This window comes from Pseudomonas sp. RA_35y_Pfl2_P32 (assembly GCF_963970735.1).
Lineage (GTDB): Bacteria > Pseudomonadota > Gammaproteobacteria > Pseudomonadales > Pseudomonadaceae > Aquipseudomonas.
Genome location: NZ_CAXAQF010000006.1, coordinates 60,710 through 78,819 on the forward strand (window position 1 = coordinate 60,710; position 18,110 = coordinate 78,819).

16 protein-coding genes are annotated in these 18,110 nt (G+C 61.1%); 7 read left to right on the top strand and 9 right to left on the bottom strand.

The window, feature by feature from the left end; genetic code table 11:
• Positions 1-131: 131 nt before the first annotated feature.
• The 3 genes from gshA to AACY45_RS07515 all read right to left on the bottom strand — a co-directional run bounded on the left by gshA (position 132) and on the right by AACY45_RS07515 (position 4,696).
• Positions 132-1,715 (bottom strand): glutamate--cysteine ligase, encoded by a 1,584-nt coding sequence (gshA, locus tag AACY45_RS07505; protein ID WP_339544859.1) that lies wholly within the window; start codon positions 1,713-1,715, stop codon positions 132-134.
• Positions 1,716-1,988: 273 nt separating this feature from the next.
• Positions 1,989-2,372, bottom strand: a complete 384-nt coding sequence (locus AACY45_RS07510) for a PaaI family thioesterase (protein WP_339544860.1) — start codon at positions 2,370-2,372, stop codon at positions 1,989-1,991.
• A complete protein-coding gene (locus tag AACY45_RS07515; protein ID WP_339544861.1) occupies positions 2,372-4,696 on the bottom strand; it encodes a Tex family protein in 2,325 nt (774 codons plus the stop codon). The genes AACY45_RS07510 and AACY45_RS07515 overlap by 1 nt, the downstream gene beginning before the upstream one ends.
• A 361-nt stretch (positions 4,697-5,057) precedes the next feature.
• Here AACY45_RS07515 and ompR point away from each other — a divergent pair, with 361 nt between their 5' ends.
• Together ompR and AACY45_RS07525 are read left to right on the top strand one after the other, a co-directional pair.
• Positions 5,058-5,798 carry an osmolarity response regulator transcription factor OmpR gene (gene ompR, locus AACY45_RS07520; protein ID WP_339544862.1) on the top strand — a complete coding sequence of 247 codons (741 nt, stop codon included), beginning with the start codon at positions 5,058-5,060 and terminating at the stop codon, positions 5,796-5,798.
• Between the two features lie 107 nt (positions 5,799-5,905).
• On the top strand, positions 5,906-7,219 hold the full coding sequence (locus AACY45_RS07525) for an ATP-binding protein (RefSeq protein WP_339544863.1): 1,314 nt from the start codon (positions 5,906-5,908) through the stop codon (positions 7,217-7,219).
• Positions 7,220-7,288: 69 nt separating this feature from the next.
• On the opposite strand, the gene rimK is transcribed toward AACY45_RS07525, so the two are convergent.
• On the bottom strand, positions 7,289-8,194 hold the full coding sequence (gene rimK / locus AACY45_RS07530; protein WP_339544864.1) for a 30S ribosomal protein S6--L-glutamate ligase: 906 nt from the start codon (positions 8,192-8,194) through the stop codon (positions 7,289-7,291).
• Positions 8,191-8,673: a retropepsin-like aspartic endopeptidase RimB gene (gene rimB, locus AACY45_RS07535; RefSeq protein WP_095167470.1), complete on the bottom strand. Its 483-nt coding sequence runs from the start codon at positions 8,671-8,673 to the stop codon at positions 8,191-8,193. Before rimB ends, rimK begins: the two co-directional genes overlap by 4 nt.
• A 218-nt stretch (positions 8,674-8,891) precedes the next feature.
• On the opposite strand from rimB, the gene AACY45_RS07540 reads away from it, so the two are divergent.
• A complete protein-coding gene (locus AACY45_RS07540; RefSeq protein WP_339544865.1) occupies positions 8,892-9,296 on the top strand; it encodes an RNA-binding S4 domain-containing protein in 405 nt (134 codons plus the stop codon).
• A 51-nt stretch (positions 9,297-9,347) separates the two neighbouring features.
• Here AACY45_RS07540 and AACY45_RS07545 read toward each other — a convergent pair whose 3' ends face one another.
• On the bottom strand, positions 9,348-10,157 hold the full coding sequence (locus AACY45_RS07545) for a phosphatase PAP2 family protein (protein ID WP_339544866.1): 810 nt from the start codon (positions 10,155-10,157) through the stop codon (positions 9,348-9,350).
• Between the two features lie 100 nt (positions 10,158-10,257).
• Here AACY45_RS07545 and hslO point away from each other — a divergent pair, with 100 nt between their 5' ends.
• Positions 10,258-11,160, top strand: coding sequence for an Hsp33 family molecular chaperone HslO (hslO, locus tag AACY45_RS07550; protein WP_339544867.1), 903 nt, complete (start codon positions 10,258-10,260; stop codon positions 11,158-11,160).
• 179 nt (positions 11,161-11,339) lie between these two features.
• A complete protein-coding gene (locus AACY45_RS07555) occupies positions 11,340-12,881 on the top strand; it encodes a phosphoenolpyruvate carboxykinase (protein WP_339544868.1) in 1,542 nt (513 codons plus the stop codon).
• A gap of 72 nt (positions 12,882-12,953) precedes the next feature.
• Here AACY45_RS07555 and AACY45_RS07560 read toward each other — a convergent pair whose 3' ends face one another.
• Positions 12,954-14,084, bottom strand: a complete 1,131-nt coding sequence (locus AACY45_RS07560; RefSeq protein WP_339544869.1) for a hypothetical protein — start codon at positions 14,082-14,084, stop codon at positions 12,954-12,956.
• A gap of 111 nt (positions 14,085-14,195) precedes the next feature.
• On the bottom strand, positions 14,196-14,477 hold the full coding sequence (locus AACY45_RS07565) for a hypothetical protein (protein ID WP_339544870.1): 282 nt from the start codon (positions 14,475-14,477) through the stop codon (positions 14,196-14,198).
• Positions 14,478-14,897: 420 nt separating this feature from the next.
• Here AACY45_RS07565 and AACY45_RS07570 point away from each other — a divergent pair, with 420 nt between their 5' ends.
• Positions 14,898-16,847 carry a RecQ family ATP-dependent DNA helicase gene (locus AACY45_RS07570; protein WP_339544871.1) on the top strand — a complete coding sequence of 650 codons (1,950 nt, stop codon included), beginning with the start codon at positions 14,898-14,900 and terminating at the stop codon, positions 16,845-16,847.
• A 229-nt stretch (positions 16,848-17,076) separates the two neighbouring features.
• A complete protein-coding gene (locus AACY45_RS07575; protein ID WP_339544872.1) occupies positions 17,077-17,508 on the top strand; it encodes an acyl-CoA thioesterase in 432 nt (143 codons plus the stop codon).
• A gap of 65 nt (positions 17,509-17,573) precedes the next feature.
• On the opposite strand, the gene AACY45_RS07580 is transcribed toward AACY45_RS07575, so the two are convergent.
• Entirely contained in the window at positions 17,574-18,065 is a 492-nt protein-coding gene (locus AACY45_RS07580; RefSeq protein ID WP_339544873.1) for a glycine zipper domain-containing protein, read from the bottom strand.
• Positions 18,066-18,110 lie beyond the last annotated feature (45 nt).

Sequence of the window (18,110 nt, forward strand, 5' to 3'; positions counted from 1 at the left end):
CGGTCATCGCGAGCAGGCTCGCTCCCACAGGGTTTCATGGTGTTTGCACGATTGTGGTCACACCGGGAATGCACTGTGGGAGCTTGCTCCGGGCGGCGCTCCGACGATCAGGCCCGCAGGACCCTCGAGGGTTAGTTGCTGATCGCCAGAATGCTTGCCTGGTACGCCCCGACAAACACATCAAAGTCGCCGACTTCGTTTTGCTCCAGCTCGGTCTGTTGCTCCAGCGAAGCGCGGGCCGCGGCTTCGAACCGGGCTTGCTCTGCAGCCGGCAGCGGTTGGCTGCGAAAGAACTCGGCGTGGGCCTGGCTCTGGCGCAGGGAGAACTGGGCGAAGCTTTCCTTGTGTTCCTCCATCGCCGCCAGCACCTGGGCGGACGGGGTCAGGGATGGGTCCTTGATCTTCGCCAGCTGCGCATCGAGGGCTTTGCTGTGGGTGTCGGCACCATGGCTCTGGTCCAGCAATGCCGCCACGGGGGCGATTTTTTCCAGCAGCTCGAAGGCCCATTCCTTCATGTCCACCGGCTGTCCATCGCGCTGCAGTTGCAGGCCCGGACGGCGACCTTCCTTGACCACGCTGAGGAAGTTCGAGGTGGCGTTGCTGCAGGTATTGCTGGTCAGCAGCGGGCTGTCATTCAGCGCGCAGTACAGCAGGAAGGCGTCGAGGAAACGCGCTTCGGGCAGGTCGAGGCCGGTCGGCAGGAACGGGTTGATGTCCAGAAGGCGCACTTCAACGTACTGGATGCCCCGGGCGACCAGGGCCTGTATCGGCCGCTCGCCGGTGTAGGTCACGCGTTTGGGGCGGATGTTGGAGTAGTACTCGTTTTCGATCTGCAGGATGTTGGTGTTGAGCTGGACCCATTCGCCGTCCTTGTGGGTGCCGACTTCCACGTAGGGTGGGTAGGGCGTGGCCACGGCCTTGCGCAGGCTGTCGGTGTAGCTGTGCAGGTCGTTGTAGCAGGGCGTCAGCCCGGCCTGGGCGTTGCTCTGGTAACCCAGGTCGCTCATGCGCAGGCTGGTGGCGTAGGGCAGGTAGAGGGTGTCGGCGTCCAGTTGTTCCAACTGGTGCGAACGACCGCGCAGGAAGCCGGCGTCGAGTGCCGGCGAGGCCCCGAACAGGTACATCAGCAACCAGCTGTAGCGCCGGAAGTTGCGGATCAGGGCGATGTAGGCCGAGGACTGATAATCGCGGTCGGTGCCGACAAAGCCTTCGGATTCCTTGAGCAGCGGCCAGAGCTTCTCCGGCAGCGAGAAGTTGTAGTGAATCCCGGCAATGCACTGCATGGTCTTGCCGTAGCGCAGGGCCAGGCCCTTGCGGTACACGTACTTGAGCTGGCCGATGTTGGAGGTGCCGTAGTAGGCGATCGGGATATCTGCCTCGGCCGGCAACGGGCACGGCATCGATGGACTCCACAGGTACTCGTTGCCGAGCTTGCTGTAGGCAAAGCGATGAATGCTGTCCAGGCTTGCCAGCGTGTCTGCCGGGTCCGGCAGGGCGGGCGTGATGAACTCCAGCAGCGACTCGGAATAGTCGGTGGTGATTTGTTCGTTGGTCAGCGCGGAACCCAATGCTTCCGGGTGCGGCGTTTGCGCCAGGCGACCTTCGCTGGTCACGCGCAGGCATTCACGTTCGATGCCGTGAAGGCACTGTTCGAGCAGAGAGAGGTTAGCGCGCTCACCGAGCAGAGCCAGGCGGCGGTTGAGAAGTTCGCTCAAGTTGGATTCCTTCACGCGTCAGTCGCCCCAATATGGGGGTGGGCAAGACGGTCTACAAGGGTGAAGTGGAAACTGGCGTTTTCGCCTGGTTTTTCGAGCTGCACAGGCCATGTGCCGGTCAGTCAGCAACTGCACAATCCCTGTGGGAGCGAGCTTGCTCGCGATGAGGGCGTCTCAGTCAACATTAACGTCGTCTGACACACCGCCATCGCGAGCAAGCTCGCTCCTACAGGTTTCATAGCGCCGAAATTAACTCAAATTGATGACCACTCGCTACAGGACAGCGAACGTGCCTTGTGCTTTTGCGACCAGTTTGTCGCCCTGCATCACGTCGGCCTCGACCACCAGCGTGCGCCGGCCCGGGTGCAGCACCCGCGCCGTGCACAGCACCTCGCCGTCGGAGACGGCGCGGATGTAGTTGATCTTGCATTCGATGGTCGCGCTCTGCTGGTCAAAGCCATGCACGCTGGAACAGGCCAGCCCCATGGCAATGTCCACCAGGCTGAACAGGGCCCCACCGTGCAGCTTGTTACCCCGATTGCGCAGCTCGGGCGCAAGGGCCAGGGCGACTTGCGCCACCCCGGTTTCCAGGCTGTGCAAACGGCAACCCAAGAGCTTGAAAAAGGCGCTTTCGGACAACCCGGCAGGGACCTCCATCAGCGTTTCTTCAACTGCTTGGCGTTGGCAAACAACGACGCCATGGCGTTGTTGCTCGGTGCGGCTGCCGGGGTTTCCTTGCGTGGTGCGTTGTTCGACGACTGGCGCGGGGCCGAGCCTGGGCGTGCACCACGAGCACCGTCGATCTTCTCGCCGGGGGTATCGCTCATGCGCATCGACAGGCCCACGCGTTTACGCGGGATGTCGACTTCCATGACCTTGACCTTGACCACGTCACCGGCTTTCACCGCTTCCCGTGGGTCCTTGATGAACTTCTCGGAAAGTGCAGAGATGTGCACCAAACCGTCTTGATGCACGCCGATGTCCACGAATGCGCCAAAGTTGGTCACGTTGGTCACCACGCCTTCGAGGATCATCCCAAGCTGCAGGTCCTTGAGGTCTTCGACGCCTTCCTGGAACTCAGCGGTCTTGAACTCGGGACGCGGGTCGCGGCCAGGTTTTTCCAGCTCTTGCAGGATGTCGGTGACGGTGGGCAGGCCGAAGGTTTCGTCGGTGTATTTCTTCGGGTCCAGGCGCTTGAGGAAGCTTGCGTCGCCAATCAGCGAGCGGATATCACGGTCGGTCTCCGCGGCAATGCGCTGTACCAGCGGATAGGCTTCCGGGTGCACCGCCGAGGAGTCCAGCGGGTTGTCGCCGTTCATCACACGCAGGAAACCGGCGGCTTGTTCGAAGGTTTTTTCGCCCAGGCGGGCGACCTTCTTCAGCGCGGCGCGGGTCTTGAATGCGCCGTGCTCGTCGCGGTGGCTGACGATGTTCTGCGCCAGGGTCGCGTTGAGACCGGAGATGCGCGCCAGCAGCGCCACGGAGGCCGTGTTGACGTCGACCCCCACGGCGTTCACGCAGTCTTCGACCACTGCGTCCAGGCCGCGCGCCAGTTTCAGCTGCGACACGTCGTGCTGGTACTGACCGACGCCGATCGACTTCGGATCGATCTTCACCAGCTCCGCCAGTGGGTCCTGCAGGCGCCGGGCAATCGACACCGCGCCACGGATCGACACGTCGAGATCCGGGAACTCCTTGGAGGCCAGCTCCGAGGCCGAGTACACCGACGCACCGGCTTCGGAGACCATGACCTTGGTCATTTTCATCGCTGGGTATTTTTTGATCAGGTCGGCGGCCAGTTTGTCGGTTTCCCGGCTGGCGGTGCCGTTGCCGATGGCGATCAGGTCAACCGAGTGCTTGGCGCACAAGGCTGCCAGCACCGCGATGGTCTGGTCCCACTTGTTGTGCGGCACGTGCGGGTAGACCGTGGCGTGGTCGAGCATCTTGCCGGTGGAGTCGACCACCGCGATCTTGCAGCCGGTGCGCAGGCCCGGGTCCAGGCCCAGGGTGGCACGCGGGCCGGCCGGGGCGGCCAGCAGCAGGTCGTGCAGGTTGTGGGCAAAGACGTTGATGGCTTCGGTCTCGGCGCCGTCACGCAGCTCGCCCAGCAGGTCGGTTTCCAGGTGGGTGTAGAGCTTGACCTTCCAGGTCCAGCGCACCACTTCGCCCAGCCATTTGTCGGCTGGACGGTTCTGGTTGGCGATGCCGAATTGCTGGCCGATCATGCCTTCGCACGGGTGCATGGTGCCCGGCAGTTCGTCGCCGACTTTCAGCGCGGAACTCAGGATGCCTTCGTTGCGGCCACGGAAAATCGCCAGGGCGCGGTGCGACGGCATGCTCTTGAGCGGTTCATCGTGTTCGAAGTAATCGCGGAACTTGGCACCTTCCTCTTCCTTGCCGGCGATCACGCGGGCACTGAGGGTGGCTTCCTGCTTGAGGTAGCTGCGCAACTTGTCCAGCAGGTTGGCGTCTTCGGCGAAGCGCTCCATGAGGATGTACTTGGCGCCTTCGAGGGCCGCCTTGACGTCGGCCACGCCTTTGTCGGCATCGACGAAGCGCGCGGCTTCGGTGTCGGGCACGAGGGTCGGGTCATTGAACAGGCCGTCGGCCAGCTCGCCGAGGCCGGCTTCCAGGGCGATCTGGCCCTTGGTGCGGCGCTTCTGCTTGTACGGCAGGTACAGGTCTTCGAGGCGGGTCTTGGTGTCGGCGAGCTGGATGTCACGCTCAAGTGCAGGGGTCAGCTTGCCTTGCTCCTGGATGCTGGCCAGGATGCTGATGCGCCGTTCGTCGAGTTCTCGCAGGTAGCGCAGGCGCTCTTCCAGGTGTCGCAACTGGATGTCATCGAGGCTGCCGGTCACTTCTTTCCGGTAGCGGGCGATAAAGGGCACCGTGGAGCCTTCATCGAGTAGCGCGACGGCCGCTTCGACCTGTTGTGGGCGGACACCGAGTTCCTCGGCGATGCGGCTGTTGATGCTGTCCATAAAACCACCTGACAAATTGTGAAAGCAGGCTCGCGGGCGCAGTGACTAGGCCCGGCGAGACTGGTTGAGCGGCCTGGCCTGCGCCGCTACCTGGATCAAAAGGCATCCCATTGACCCGTGAAATCGAAAAATTACTGCCCGGCACGCAAAAATAAACAGCCGCCACAGACGGTAACGATCTGACGTTGCCTGACACAAAAGGCCGCGCATTATAACCAGCGTTCCGAGCTTCGGGGGCTAAAGCAACCTGTAGGCACAATGCCTGTATCGCTGGCGGCAGAGGAAAAATCTGCTAACAATGCACACGGTGCGTATAACGGCAGCTACGCCATAATGCGCGCCGAGATCAAAGGAGCATCCAATGAGCAGCACTGCACAAACTGCTGAAGGCGAAAAAATTCTAATCGTTGACGACGATCCGGGGCTCAGCAGCCTGCTGGAACGTTTTTTCGTCAGCAAGGGCTACCGTGCCCGCGCCGTACCGAACACCGAACAGATGGATCGTCTGCTGGCCCGTGAAGTGTTCAATCTGGTCGTCCTTGACCTGATGTTGCCGGGTGAAGACGGTCTGACCGCCTGCCGCCGCCTGCGTGGCGCGAACAACCAGATCCCGATCATCATGCTCACCGCCAAGGGCGACGAGCTGAGCCGTATCAAGGGCCTGGAACTGGGTGCCGATGATTACCTGGCCAAGCCGTTCAACCCGGACGAGCTGATGGCTCGCGTCAAGGCCGTGTTGCGTCGCCAGTCGGCGCCGGTCCCGGGCGCGCCGGGCAGCGAAGACGAAAGCGTGAGCTTCGGTGACTACGAGTTGTCCCTGGCCACCCGCGAACTCAAGCGCGGCGATGAAGTACACATGCTCACCACCGGTGAGTTTGCAGTACTCAAGGCATTGGTGATGAACGCGCGCCAACCGCTGACCCGCGACAAACTGATGAACCTGGCCCGTGGCCGCGAATGGGATGCCCTGGAGCGTTCCATCGATGTACAGATCTCCCGCCTGCGCCGGATGATCGAACCCGACCCCTCCAAGCCGCGTTACATCCAGACTGTCTGGGGTGTGGGCTACGTGTTCGTTCCGGACGGCACTGCGACCAAGTGATCGGCGATTTGTAGGAGCGAGTCGACCGGATAGTGAGTTATCCGGTTGATTAGTGATCCGCAACTCTGCGAGTCTTCTCGCTCCTGCAAAGTGTGTAGCTGTTTCCTATGAAAACCCCCGTGTGGTTCCCCCAGAGTTTCTTCTCTCGCACCCTCTGGCTGGTGCTGATCGTCGTGCTGTTTTCCAAGGCGCTGACCCTGGTTTATCTGTTGATGAACGAGGACGTGCTGGTGGATCGCCAATACAGTCACGGGGTCGCCCTGACGCTGCGCGCGTACTGGGCCGCCGACGAAGACAACCGAACCAAAATTGCCGACGCCGCCGGACTGATCCGCGTGGTGGGCGCTGGCGTGCCCGAGGGTGAACAGCATTGGCCCTACAGTGAAATCTACCAGCGCCAGATGCAGGCCGAACTGGGCGGCGATACCGAGGTGCGCCTGCGCATGCACGCGCCACCGGCGCTTTGGGTGCGGGCGCCAAGCCTGGGCGATGGCTGGCTGAAAGTGCCGCTGTACCCGCATCCGCTGCGGGGCCAGAAAATCTGGAGCGTACTGGGCTGGTTCCTCGCCATCGGGCTGCTATCGACCGCCTCGGCGTGGATCTTTGTCAGCCAGCTCAACCAGCCGCTCAAGCGCCTGGTGGATGCCGCGCGGCAACTGGGGCAGGGGCGCAGCGTACGGCTGCCGATCAGCGATACGCCGAGCGAGATGGCCGAGGTGTATCGGGCCTTCAACCAGATGGCCGAGGATGTCGAGCAGGCGGGGCGTGAGCGCGAGCTGATGCTGGCGGGGGTCTCCCATGACCTGCGCACCCCCTTGACCCGCTTGCGCCTGTCCCTGGAACTGATGGGCGGTCACAACGACCTGACGGACGATATGGTGCGCGACATCGAGGACATGGACGCGATTCTCGACCAGTTCCTGGCCTTCATTCGTGATGGTCGCGACGAGTCGGTGGAAGAGGTCGACCTGAGCGACCTGGTGCGTGAAGTGGCGGCGCCCTACAACCAGAACGAAGAGCGCGTGCGCCTGCGCCTGGAGCCGATCCAGCCGTTCCCGTTACGCCGGGTGTCGATGAAGCGCCTGCTGAACAACCTGATCGGTAACGCCTTGAATCACGCGGGCAGCGATGTGGAGGTGGCGGCCTATGTCTCGGGAGATGTCAGCGCGCCGTACGTGGTGCTGAGCGTCATGGATCGCGGGGCCGGCATCGATCCCGCGGAGCTGGAGGCGATCTTCAACCCGTTCACCCGTGGCGACCGTGCCCGGGGGGGCAAGGGCACCGGATTGGGCTTGGCCATCGTCAAGCGCATTGCGTCGATGCACGGTGGCAATGTCGAGCTGCGCAACCGCTCCGGCGGTGGCCTGGAAGCGCGGGTGCGGTTGCCGTTGGGGTTGATGTTGCCTCGGGATGCAGTTTAGACGCAGCTTCAAGTTTCAAGCTACAAGAGAGGAGCCGCAGAGGTCCTCTTGTAGCTTGTAGCGGCTCCCTCACCCTTTCCCTTTGGTCCGGGTCATGTTCGGTCCACCGTTCTTCTCCAGGTGCTGGATGATCATCCCCGCCACGTCCTTGCTGGTGGTGGTTTCGATCCCCTCCAGGCCTGGCGAGGAGTTCACTTCCATCACCAGCGGTCCGTGGTTGGAGCGCAGGATGTCAACGCCGGCCACCGCCAGGCCCATGACCTTTGCCGCGCGCAATGCCGTCATGCGTTCTTCGGGGGTGATCTTGATCAGGCTGGCGCTGCCGCCGCGGTGCAGGTTGGAACGGAACTCGCCCGGTTTGGCCTGACGCTTCATCGCGGCAATCACCTTGTCGCCGACCACGAAGCAGCGGATGTCCGCGCCACCGGCTTCCTTGATGTACTCCTGGACCATGATGTTCTGCTTGAGGCCCATGAACGCCTCGATCACCGACTCGGCGGCGGTCGCCGTTTCGCACAGCACCACGCCGATGCCTTGGGTCCCCTCCAGCACTTTGATCACCAGCGGCGCCCCATTGACCATGTCGATCAGGTCCGGGATGTCGTCCGGGGAGTGGGCAAAGCCGGTGACCGGCAGGCCGATCCCGCGGCGTGAGAGCAATTGCAGGGAGCGCAACTTATCTCGCGAACGGGCGATGGCCACCGACTCGTTGAGGGGGTACACGCCCATCATTTCGAACTGGCGCAACACCGCGCAGCCATAAAAGGTCACCGATGCGCCGATCCGCGGGATCACGGCGTCGAACCCTTCCAGGGGTTTGCCGCGGTAGTGGATCTGCGGCTTATGACTGGCGATGTTCATATAGGCGCGCAGGGTATCGATCACCACCATCTCATGGCCGCGTTCGGTCCCGGCTTCAACCAAACGACGAGTGGAATACAGACGCGGGTTCCGCGACAGCACAGCGATCTTCATGCAACACCTGTGGAGGAGAGTGTGGACACCGGGAACACCGGCTTGTCTTGAACGTACTTGATGCCGGGATTGACCACCAACTGGCCGTCGATCAGGGCCTTGGAGCCGAGGAGCAGGCGATAGCGCATGGACTTGCGGCAGGCGAGGGTGAACTCGACTCGCCAGACCCGATCGCCGAGTGCCAGGGTGGTGCTGATCACGTAACGTACTTGCGCGTGACCATTGGAGCTCTTGATGGTTTTTCGTGTCACCAGCGGCGCTTCGCAGCGCCGGTGGCGCAACTGCACCACCGTGCCCAGGTGCGCGGTAAACCGCACCCACTTTTCGCCGTCGCGCTCGAACGGCTCGATCTCGGTGGCGTGCAGGCTGGAGGTGCTGGCGCCGGTGTCGATTTTTGCTCGCAGGCCCGCGACTCCCAAATCAGGAAGCGCCACCCACTCGCGCAGACCGACAACGGTCAAATGGTCAAATGTCTTCAAATGTGCTCAACCGGTGAGATACCGCTCGCACCGCAACGGGGCCGAATGGGCGGTATTCACGCAGAATAGTGGTTAAAAGGCGACAGATATCTACAGCCCGGATTGCCAGTCCTCGTGTGCAGCCCGAGGAGGGGGGCATTGTATGCTGCGGCGGTGAAAACCATGGCATGACAGAAACGGTAGTACAGTTCAGAAATATTTCAGAATGAGGAAAACCCATGGCACAAAAAAGCGAAGAGGACGACAAGGTCCGTCTCGATAAGTGGTTGTGGGCGGCGCGCTTTTACAAAACCCGCGCGCTGGCCAAGGCCGCCATCGAGAGTGGCAAGGTGCATTGTCGAGGGGAGCGCTGCAAGCCGGGCAAGGAACCGCGGGTCGGTGACGAGTTTCAGATCCGCATCGGGTTTGAAGAGCGCACGGTGGTGGTCCAGGCCCTATCGATCGTCCGGCGTGGCGCTCCGGAGGCCCAGGCGTTGTATGCGGAGACCGACGCCAGTATCGCCAAGCGCGAGAATGCCGCGGCACTGCGCAAGGCCGGCGCCCTGAGTGTCACCACCGACGGCAAGCCGAGCAAGAAACAGCGCCGTGACCTGTTCAAGTTTCACGGCAGCAGCCACGAATAGCGGATCAAGGATCGCTGCCTGCAGGTGGCGATCCTTGCAGCGATCATTGCCTCAGTTGGCGGGAGCACCTTGTACAACACTCATCCGCGAAACCACCGGCAACTGGCCCAACAACTTGAAAAGTGGCGCGGTCAGCCGCATTAACAGTTCGGATGCCCTGGCAGCGAACGGCGTGTAGTAACCCCAACCCAATGCCCAGACTGCCAGCAGCATGCCGCCGATGTAGTCGTCCTGACCCCAGTGGGCGCCAGCCACCAGGCGCGGCAGCATGAACAGCAGGGCCAGGCTCCAGATCGTCAGCCATTGCCCCAGGGTACGGCTGAACAAGCCCATGAACAGAGCCCAGATCATCAGCACCGAGGCATGGTCCCCGGGAAAGCTCTGGCTGGAGCGGTCCTTGAGCTCCCAGGTTTTTTCCAGGCCCGGGAAGTAGTCGCTCATTTGCACCGCGCCGGCGATCACCATCGATGGGCTCTGGTGTTGCCAACCCAGGTGCGCGGCGACTTTGGAGAACAGGGTACGGATCACCAGCATCAACAACAGAATGGCGAAGAAGCCAAAAAAAGCGCGGCGTACATCGCCGGCCTTGAACACCCAGTTACCGCGAATCAGCAGCGCCAGCAGGATGATCCCGACCACCGCGTCAAAGGGCCTCAGGCTGGCGACCGCCCAGATGTGCAGCCAGGTCGGACTGGTTGCCAGGGGGGCATTGAGCACATGAAAAAGCCACTCGTCGAAAATCACACACAGCATCTGTCCCGCAGGCCATAACCAGAAACCCAACAGGGCCAACGGGACTAAATTACACAGCGTCAATCGGCCGAGGTCCCACCTTGCTTGGAACAGACTCGGATTGTTCATAAAATGCCTCCCATGGCGATAAATAACGCACCAAAATAGTGCGATGAGCTGATTTTCGGCCCTTGCACACATTTTGTCATCACTTCAGATACCCAGACCTATGACTGATCTACCGGATACCGACTACACCCAGCGCTTCATTTTCGATGACAGCGATACCCGCGGCGAACTGGTTGCGCTGGAGCGCAGCTATGCCGAAGTCCTTGCCAAGCACCCCTATCCGGAGCCGGTGGCGCAGATGCTTGGCGAGCTGATGGCGGCTGCGGCGCTGCTGGTCGGCACCTTGAAGTTCGATGGTTTGCTGATCCTTCAGGCGCGTTCCGAAGGCCCGGTACCGCTGTTGATGATCGAGTGCTCGAGCGAGCGGGAAATCCGTGGCCTGGCGCGTTACGAAGCCGACCAGATCGCGCCTGACGCGACCCTGGCGGACATGATGCCCAATGGCGTGCTGGCGCTGACCGTCGACCCAACCCAGGGCCAGCGCTACCAGGGCATCGTCGACCTCGATGGCGCGACCCTGTCGGAATGCTTCACCAATTACTTTGTCATGTCCCAGCAGGTTGGCACCCGCTTCTGGCTGCATGCCGATGGCCGTCGGGCCCGTGGCCTGCTGCTGCAGCAACTGCCAGCCGACCGCCTGAAAGACGACGAAGAGCGTGCCGCCAGCTGGCAGCACATCACGGCACTGGGTGGCACCCTGACTGCCGATGAATTGCTCAGCCTGGACAATGAAACCGTGTTGCACCGCCTCTACCACGAAGAGCAGGTGCGCCTGTTTGATGTGCAGAAATTGCGCTTTCGTTGCAGCTGTTCCCGCGAGCGTTCCGGCAATGCCCTGGTCAGCCTCGGCCTGGAAGATGCCCAGGCCTTGGTCGTCGAACATGGCGGCAATATCGAGATCGATTGCCAGTTCTGCAACCAGCGCTACCTGTTCGACTCGGCCGATATCGGCCAATTGTTCGCCGGTGCGGGCGTGGATACGCCGTCAGATACTCGTCACTAAAACGTTTCAGCACAGGTAAATTCACTGCTTTGGGCCGGAATAACGCCGTACTGACGGGAGGACCCTACTCTTTTCAGGCTTTTCTGGCATAATCCGGCCCACTTTTTTCGCGGTAGTAGTGCAGGACTTTCTACTACAAAACGTTTGGAGCACTCGGCCACTGGCCGACGGGGAACCTCATGACGCAAGCCAATAACGCCGTGTACACCGATCTGAGTGTTGATGATCTGGTTAAAGAAGCCTTGAGTCGCGGTGAAGGCGAGCTTGCCGATACCGGCGCGCTGGTTGTTCGCACCGGTCACCGTACCGGCCGTTCGCCAGTTGACCGTTTCATCGTTGAAGAGCCGACCACCCAGGACGCTATCGCCTGGGGCCCGATCAACCGCAAGTTCCCGGCCGACAAGTTCGATGCCCTGTGGGCTCGCGTCGAGGCATTCAACAACGCGCAAGAGCATTTCGTTTCCCACGTACATGTTGGTGCGGCTGCCGACCACTACCTGGCCGTGAAGATGACCACCCAGACTGCCTGGCAGAACCTGTTCGGTCGTTGCCTGTTCATCAACCCGGCGCAGTACAACCCGGCGGGTCGTGATGAGTGGCAAGTGCTCAACGTGGCCAACTTCGAGTGCGTGCCAGAGCGTGACGGCACCAACTCCGATGGTTGCGTGATCATCAACTTCGCCCAGAAGAAAGTGCTGATCGCCGGCATGCGCTACGCCGGTGAAATGAAAAAAGCCATGTTCTCGGTGCAGAACTTCCTGCTGCCGGCTGCCGACGTTCTGCCAATGCACTGCGCCGCCAACATCGGCGAAGAGGGCGACGTGACCCTGTTCTTCGGTCTGTCGGGCACGGGTAAAACCACCTTGTCCGCCGACGAAAGCCGTTACCTGATCGGTGACGACGAACACGGCTGGGGCGAAGGCGTGGTGTTCAACATCGAAGGCGGTTGCTATGCCAAGTGCATCGACCTGTCCGAGAAGAACGAGCCCGTCATCTGGAAAGCCATCAAGCACGGTGCAGTCCTGGAAAACGTCGTGATCGACGATGCCAAGCACGCCGACTACGCCGATGTCAGCCTGACCCAGAACAGCCGCGCCGCGTACCCGCTGGAGCACGTTGCCAAGCGTTCCGAGCAGAACCTGGGTGGCGAGCCAAACGCTGTGATCTTCCTGACCTGCGACCTGACCGGCGTCCTGCCGCCTGTGTCGATCCTCAACGAAGAACAAGCGGCCTACCACTTCCTGTCCGGCTACACCGCTCTGGTGGGCTCGACCGAAATGGGTTCGGGCAGCGGCATCAAGTCGACCTTCTCCACCTGCTTCGGCGCACCGTTCTTCCCGCGCCCGGCTGGCGAATACGCAGAGCTGCTGATCAAGCGCATCCGCGGTTTCGGCTCCAAGGTCTACCTGGTCAACACCGGCTGGACCGGCGGTGGCTACGGCGTCGGCAAGCGTTTCAACATCCCGACGACCCGTGCGGTGATCGCAGCGATCCAGAGCGGTGCTCTGATCGGTGCCGAGACCGAGCACCTGGACACCATCAACCTCGACGTGCCAGTGGCCGTACCGGGCGTTGAGACTGGCCTGCTGAGCCCACGCAACACCTGGGCTGACAAAGCAGCCTACGACGAAGCTGCCAAGGCCCTGGCCGGCTTGTTCATCGAGAACTTCAAGAAGTTCGACGTGAGCGACGCGATCAAGGCTGCGGGTCCTAAGTTGTAAGTATCGGTTTGATGTAAAAAAAGCCGTCCCTCGGGGCGGCTTTTTTGTGCCTGTGATTCAAGCGCTGTCCATTCAACGAATATCCCGGTAGCTGGACGGCTCAAACGTCAGGCTCGCGCCCAGCCCCGCCGGCGGTTGCAGGGCAGGGCCCTGGACCGAAGAGAAGGCGGTGCCGTTGCTGCCATGGGAGACGTAACGCTCGCCCTGTTCCTGTTCGGTGAAGTAGGTATAGGACTCCTTGCGCATGAGCACGTAATGGGCGTCGGCTTGTTCGATGGCATGGTGGTAGTTCTGCAGCTCGGAGGTCGACAGGTTGAGCATCTTGTCGAGCCTCACACCCCAGCGGGTCAGGCAGCGCTCGGCGAAGTGGCGAACGATCAGGCCGGGTTGCGGTAGTTGTTTCGGGCCAAGGGTGCCCTTGACGCAAGCGTTGCCGACCAATGTGCCGTGGCGACCGGCCATGGGGTAGATATGGGTTTTGGTGCCGCTGTGTGTGAGGGGGATGACGCAGGAAAACCCTTTGGAGCGTTCGTCACGGGCAAAAAAACCCACATAGTCTTTAACGTTGGCGCCGAGTGTCACGCGCTCAGGCTGAAAGTTGAGGGGGCCGGGGACCGGATCGACGGCAAAGATATTCACCGCGACACTTTTAAGTTCGGGGTCATTGAGCATCATGTTGGCCAGCATGTGACAACTGATTGCGCCGCGACTCCAGCCGACAAGATTGACGCAAGTGGGGATAACACCGTCCTTGCGGAACATTTTGATAATTTGCTCCTGTAACTTCTGTTGGGTGAAAGCGCGTTCGCCGTAATTGTATTTACGCCATAACCAAGAGCCGACGGACGTAACGTCTTCAATAGGGATGCCGGCGGCCTTCAGGCGATTGTATTCCTCTTCGGTCAGTTCGAGCCGTTCCCAGGAACTCGTGCCCTTGATGAGTTGCAGGGCGTGCCTGACGTTTTCTTTCCAGCCGCTGCCGAACAGGCTGCCGTTGATGCCGTACGCTTCGGACTTGAAGAACATTTCGTCGGCCTGCAGATTGCTGCTGCCAGGACCGTCTATGACCGCCCACTCGGCAAACTCTCGCCCGAGTTCATGGCTGGCCAGGGTCGAGATAAGTTCGCCGTTCCAGTAAGCATCGTTGTGAGTGTCAAATTTAGTCGAGCCGGTACCACAAAAATAAACCGTTAATATGCTCATTTCGTACTGCCTTTCAATAGTCAATGAACAGGCAGATTAAGTTCTAATAATTAAGTTTGAAAAGGTGCTTAGTGTTGCTGGGTTTTTAGTGCGTTATCGACATATTCAAGTTTATGTCGACATCCGTTGTTGCATGACATCAAGCAAGTCATTGCCGTCCTGAATCAGCAGGTATAACGCGTTGACGATATGCGGAATATCCTTCACGTCCGCCTGGTTAAAACACAGGCAGTAAAAAGTGTCCAACAGGTTGCTGGCCGCGCGGATGCGTTGTTGGGCGGCGTCGAGCAGGGCCTGGGGGTTGGCCTGGGTGTCGATGAGCAGTACCGGGTTGTCGCCGGCGGCAGAGCTCAGCCCACGATAGCGGTCGAAGATCGGAGTCAAGGTACTCATGGCTGGTTTCCGGTAGGCGTTCGCGACGTCGTACGGCAGGGGCGGTCGCGTTGTGTTGCAAACTATAGGGAGTCGCGCCAAGGCCCTGCAAGACGGCAGGCATGGACGGCTTTTGTAGGGGATTTACACAACAATCGGACGCCGGCCTACAGGCGTTTCGCGTTTTTTTGCGGCGGTTGGCCGCAACTCGGATTTCCTACGTGCGTGAAGGGGCAATGCCTGATGCGACTGAGTCAGTTGGGCAAAGTGGCGTAGGGTGTTTCGCATTGAGATGCGCGATACGGGAGAGTTGCGGTGCCACGGGTAATAGGACGCTCTCCCTGTATCATTTCGTATCTTTTTCCCCCCCGACCTTTTCACGACGTGCTGCGCTCGCCCACTAGGCTTTTGGCATCGCAACCGTCAATGGAGTGACCGCTTATGCACAACACCCTCGAACAGGTCTTCGGTTATCCACAGTTTCGTCCCGGCCAGGAGGCGGCGGTCAGCGCGGTGTTGGCCGGACGCTCGGCAGCGGCGATTTTCCCCACGGGCTCGGGCAAGTCCTTGTGTTATCAGTTGCCGGCCCTGCTGTTGCCCCACCTGACGCTGGTGGTCTCGCCGCTGCTGGCGTTGATGCAGGATCAACTGGCCTTCCTGCAACGGCACGGTATCGCCGCCGCCAGTATCGATTCGGCGCAGAGCCGTGACGACGCCAACGAGGTCATGGCGCGGGCGCGCAGCGGCGAGTTGAAGATCCTGATGATTTCCGTGGAGCGCCTGAAGAACGAGCGCTTTCGCAATTTCCTGCAGCAGGTACCGATCTCGCTGCTGGTGGTGGACGAGGCGCACTGCATTTCCGAGTGGGGTCATAACTTTCGCCCGGACTATCTGAAGCTGCCGGACTACCAACGCCAGTTCAGCATCCCCCAGGCCTTGTTGCTGACCGCCACCGCTACGCCCAAGGTTATCGTCGACATGCAGGCCAGGTTTGCCATTGCTCCCGACGATGTGGTCACCACCGGTTTCTATCGGGCCAACCTCAATTTGCTGGTGGAACCGGTGCGTGGCCAGGACAAGCGCCGGCGCCTGGTGCAGTGGCTGGGTGAGCGTGCGGGGCAGCCCAGCATCGTCTACGTGACCTTGCAGAAAACTGCCGAACAGATTGCCCAGCACCTGAGTCAGCAAGGGCTTGCGGCCGAGGCGTATCACGCCGGGTTACCCCATGATCAGCGCGAAGCGATTCAACGCCGGTTCATGGGTGGCCAGTCCAATTGCATTGTCGCCACCATTGCCTTCGGCATGGGCATCGACAAGAGCGACATCCGTAATGTGGTGCATTTCGACCTGCCCAAATCCATCGAAAACTACAGCCAGGAAATCGGTCGGGCCGGACGTGACGGCGGACCCTCCGACTGCCTGGTGCTGGCCAATCGTGACAGCCTCAACGTGCTGGAAAACTTCGTCTATGGCGACACCCCGGAACTGGAGGGCATTCGCTGTGTGCTCGATGAGCTGCAAGCGTGCGCGCCGGACGGGCAATGGGAGTTTTTGCTGGGGCCGCTGGCCGATCACAGCAACATCCGCCAGTTGCCGCTCAAGACCCTGCTGGTTCAACTGGAACTCAAGCGCCTGATCGCTGCGCGTTATGCCTACTTTGCCGAGTACCGGTTCAAGTTTGTACTGGAACCTGAAGCGCTGTTGGCGCGCTTTACCGGCGAGCGCCGGGACTTCGTCGAGGCCATCATCCAGACGTCCAGTCGCGCACGGACCTGGGCCACGGTCAATTTCGACGCGCTGTACCTGCAGCATCAGGCTGAGCGCATCCGGGTGGTCAAGGCCCTGGATTATTTCCAGGAACAAGGCTGGATCGAGCTGGAAAGCAAGCAGATGACCGAGGTCTACAGCGTGCTCCAGGGCGACTTTGATGCGCAGGCGCTGAGCCTTGAACTGCATGGCTATTTCACCCGGCACGAATGCGCGGAAATTGCCCGGATCCACGCCATGCTCGAGTTGTTCGCCACGGAACGCTGCCTGGGTTATCGCCTGGCGCAGTACTTCGGCGACAACCAGGCGCCCGAGCAATGTGGGCACTGCTCGGTGTGCCATGGCCAGGTTGCCCGTCTGCCTGCACCCCCCGAACTGCCGGCGCTGGCGGATAAAAGTTTCGAAGCCCTGTGCGGCGATTTTATCCACAGGCACCAGGGCTTCAACGCCCAGGTGCCGAGCGCGGAGCGGCTGACACGGTTTTTGTGCGGTATCAGCGTGCCGCTGTTCACCAAGCTCAAGGCCCGGTCCATTCCCGGGTTTGCGGCGCTGGAGGCTTACCCTTATGCCGAGGTGCGGGACTGGGTCGAACGCCATCTGCCTGCAGGAACATCCATTTGCTGAATGTCGCCCCTCAGCGCAATTGACTTCAAAAAGCCTGGCCGGCTGACTATGGTGATCGCTGTCTAAGGATCGCCAACAAGAGAGCAAACAATGAGCCAGACGCCATTCCAGATTCAGCATGCCGCCGTGGGCCGTGGCATCGTCATGTGCCTGGCCAATGCCGCGCTACCAGGCTGACTGAGCCCCGCTGCAGCCACTACACTGCCCGCCCCTTTGCGTGAGAACCCCCATGACTGACCGCCTGCCCCAACGCGCCGACTACCGGCACTTCCAGCCGATCATTACCCGCTGGCACGACAACGATGTGTATGGTCATGTGAACAACGTGACCTACTACAGCTTCTTCGACACCGCGGTGAACACCTACCTGATCGAGGTCGGTGGCCTGGATATCCATGACGGTGAGGTGGTCGGGTTTGTGGTGAGTTCGGCGTGCGATTACTTCGCCTCGATCGCGTTCCCCGAGCGCATCGACATAGGCCTGCGGATCGGCAAGCTGGGCAACAGTTCGGTGCAGTACGAACTGGCCGTGTTCAAGGCCGGTGAGGAGGATGCCTGTGCGGCAGGGCGTTTTGTCCACGTGTTTGTCGACCGGGCTTCGAACCAGCCGGTGAGCATCCCTGCCGGGCTGCGCCAGGCGCTGGAGCGATTGCTGGCCTGAAACGAAAAATCGCAGCCCGAGGGCTGCGATTCTTTTTGTGCGGGGTGTGTGAGGCGACTCTGGGGTCAGTCGCGATAGTGCTTGTGCTTGTGCTTGCGATGCCCATAGGCATGGCCGCGGCCGGGGTGACCGTTGCGGTAGTAGCGACGGTCATCGCGATCGCCACGGTAGCGACGATCGTCACGGTCGTATTCATCGCTTTTGTTACCCATGTAGTTACCCAGCGCGCCACCGGCACCGCCGCCCGCTGCCGCACCGATCAGGCTGCCCGTGGTACCGCCTACGCTGCGACCCACCACGTTGCCGCCGGCTGCGCCCAGCGCACCGCCGATCGCGGCTTCGCCACGGCTGCGTTTGTCCGCACCCACCGCGCTACCACCAGCACCGCCCAGTGCTGCACCAATGGTTGAGCCAGTGCTGCCGCCCAGTGACTGACCGACCACCGAGCCAAGAACCCCGCCCAATGCGCCGCCCACACCGGCTTCGGTGGTGCCTCCAGCTGACGCGACGCCACTGATCAGGCCAAAGGACAACAAGAGAATCGAGGAGAACTTCATAGAGGAGCCTCAGAGGGATGACGCCGCGATCCTGAGGCTGTGACA

What these genes read in the sequence shown, in the direction of transcription:
- rimK (WP_339544864.1), bottom strand. Translation starts at nt 8,194, where the DNA reads ATGAAGATCGCTGTGCTGTCGCGGAACCCGCGTCTGTATTCCACTCGT.
- AACY45_RS07570 (WP_339544871.1), top strand. Translation starts at nt 14,898, where the DNA reads ATGCACAACACCCTCGAACAGGTCTTCGGTTATCCACAGTTTCGTCCC.
- hslO (WP_339544867.1), top strand. Translation starts at nt 10,258, where the DNA reads ATGACTGATCTACCGGATACCGACTACACCCAGCGCTTCATTTTCGAT.
- AACY45_RS07540 (WP_339544865.1), top strand. Translation starts at nt 8,892, where the DNA reads ATGGCACAAAAAAGCGAAGAGGACGACAAGGTCCGTCTCGATAAGTGG.
- ompR (WP_339544862.1), top strand. Translation starts at nt 5,058, where the DNA reads ATGAGCAGCACTGCACAAACTGCTGAAGGCGAAAAAATTCTAATCGTT.
- AACY45_RS07560 (WP_339544869.1), bottom strand. Translation starts at nt 14,084, where the DNA reads ATGAGCATATTAACGGTTTATTTTTGTGGTACCGGCTCGACTAAATTT.
- AACY45_RS07510 (WP_339544860.1), bottom strand. Translation starts at nt 2,372, where the DNA reads ATGGAGGTCCCTGCCGGGTTGTCCGAAAGCGCCTTTTTCAAGCTCTTG.
- AACY45_RS07565 (WP_339544870.1), bottom strand. Translation starts at nt 14,477, where the DNA reads ATGAGTACCTTGACTCCGATCTTCGACCGCTATCGTGGGCTGAGCTCT.
- AACY45_RS07545 (WP_339544866.1), bottom strand. Translation starts at nt 10,157, where the DNA reads ATGAACAATCCGAGTCTGTTCCAAGCAAGGTGGGACCTCGGCCGATTG.
- AACY45_RS07555 (WP_339544868.1), top strand. Translation starts at nt 11,340, where the DNA reads ATGACGCAAGCCAATAACGCCGTGTACACCGATCTGAGTGTTGATGAT.
- AACY45_RS07525 (WP_339544863.1), top strand. Translation starts at nt 5,906, where the DNA reads ATGAAAACCCCCGTGTGGTTCCCCCAGAGTTTCTTCTCTCGCACCCTC.
- AACY45_RS07515 (WP_339544861.1), bottom strand. Translation starts at nt 4,696, where the DNA reads ATGGACAGCATCAACAGCCGCATCGCCGAGGAACTCGGTGTCCGCCCA.
- AACY45_RS07580 (WP_339544873.1), bottom strand. Translation starts at nt 18,065, where the DNA reads ATGAAGTTCTCCTCGATTCTCTTGTTGTCCTTTGGCCTGATCAGTGGC.
- AACY45_RS07575 (WP_339544872.1), top strand. Translation starts at nt 17,077, where the DNA reads ATGACTGACCGCCTGCCCCAACGCGCCGACTACCGGCACTTCCAGCCG.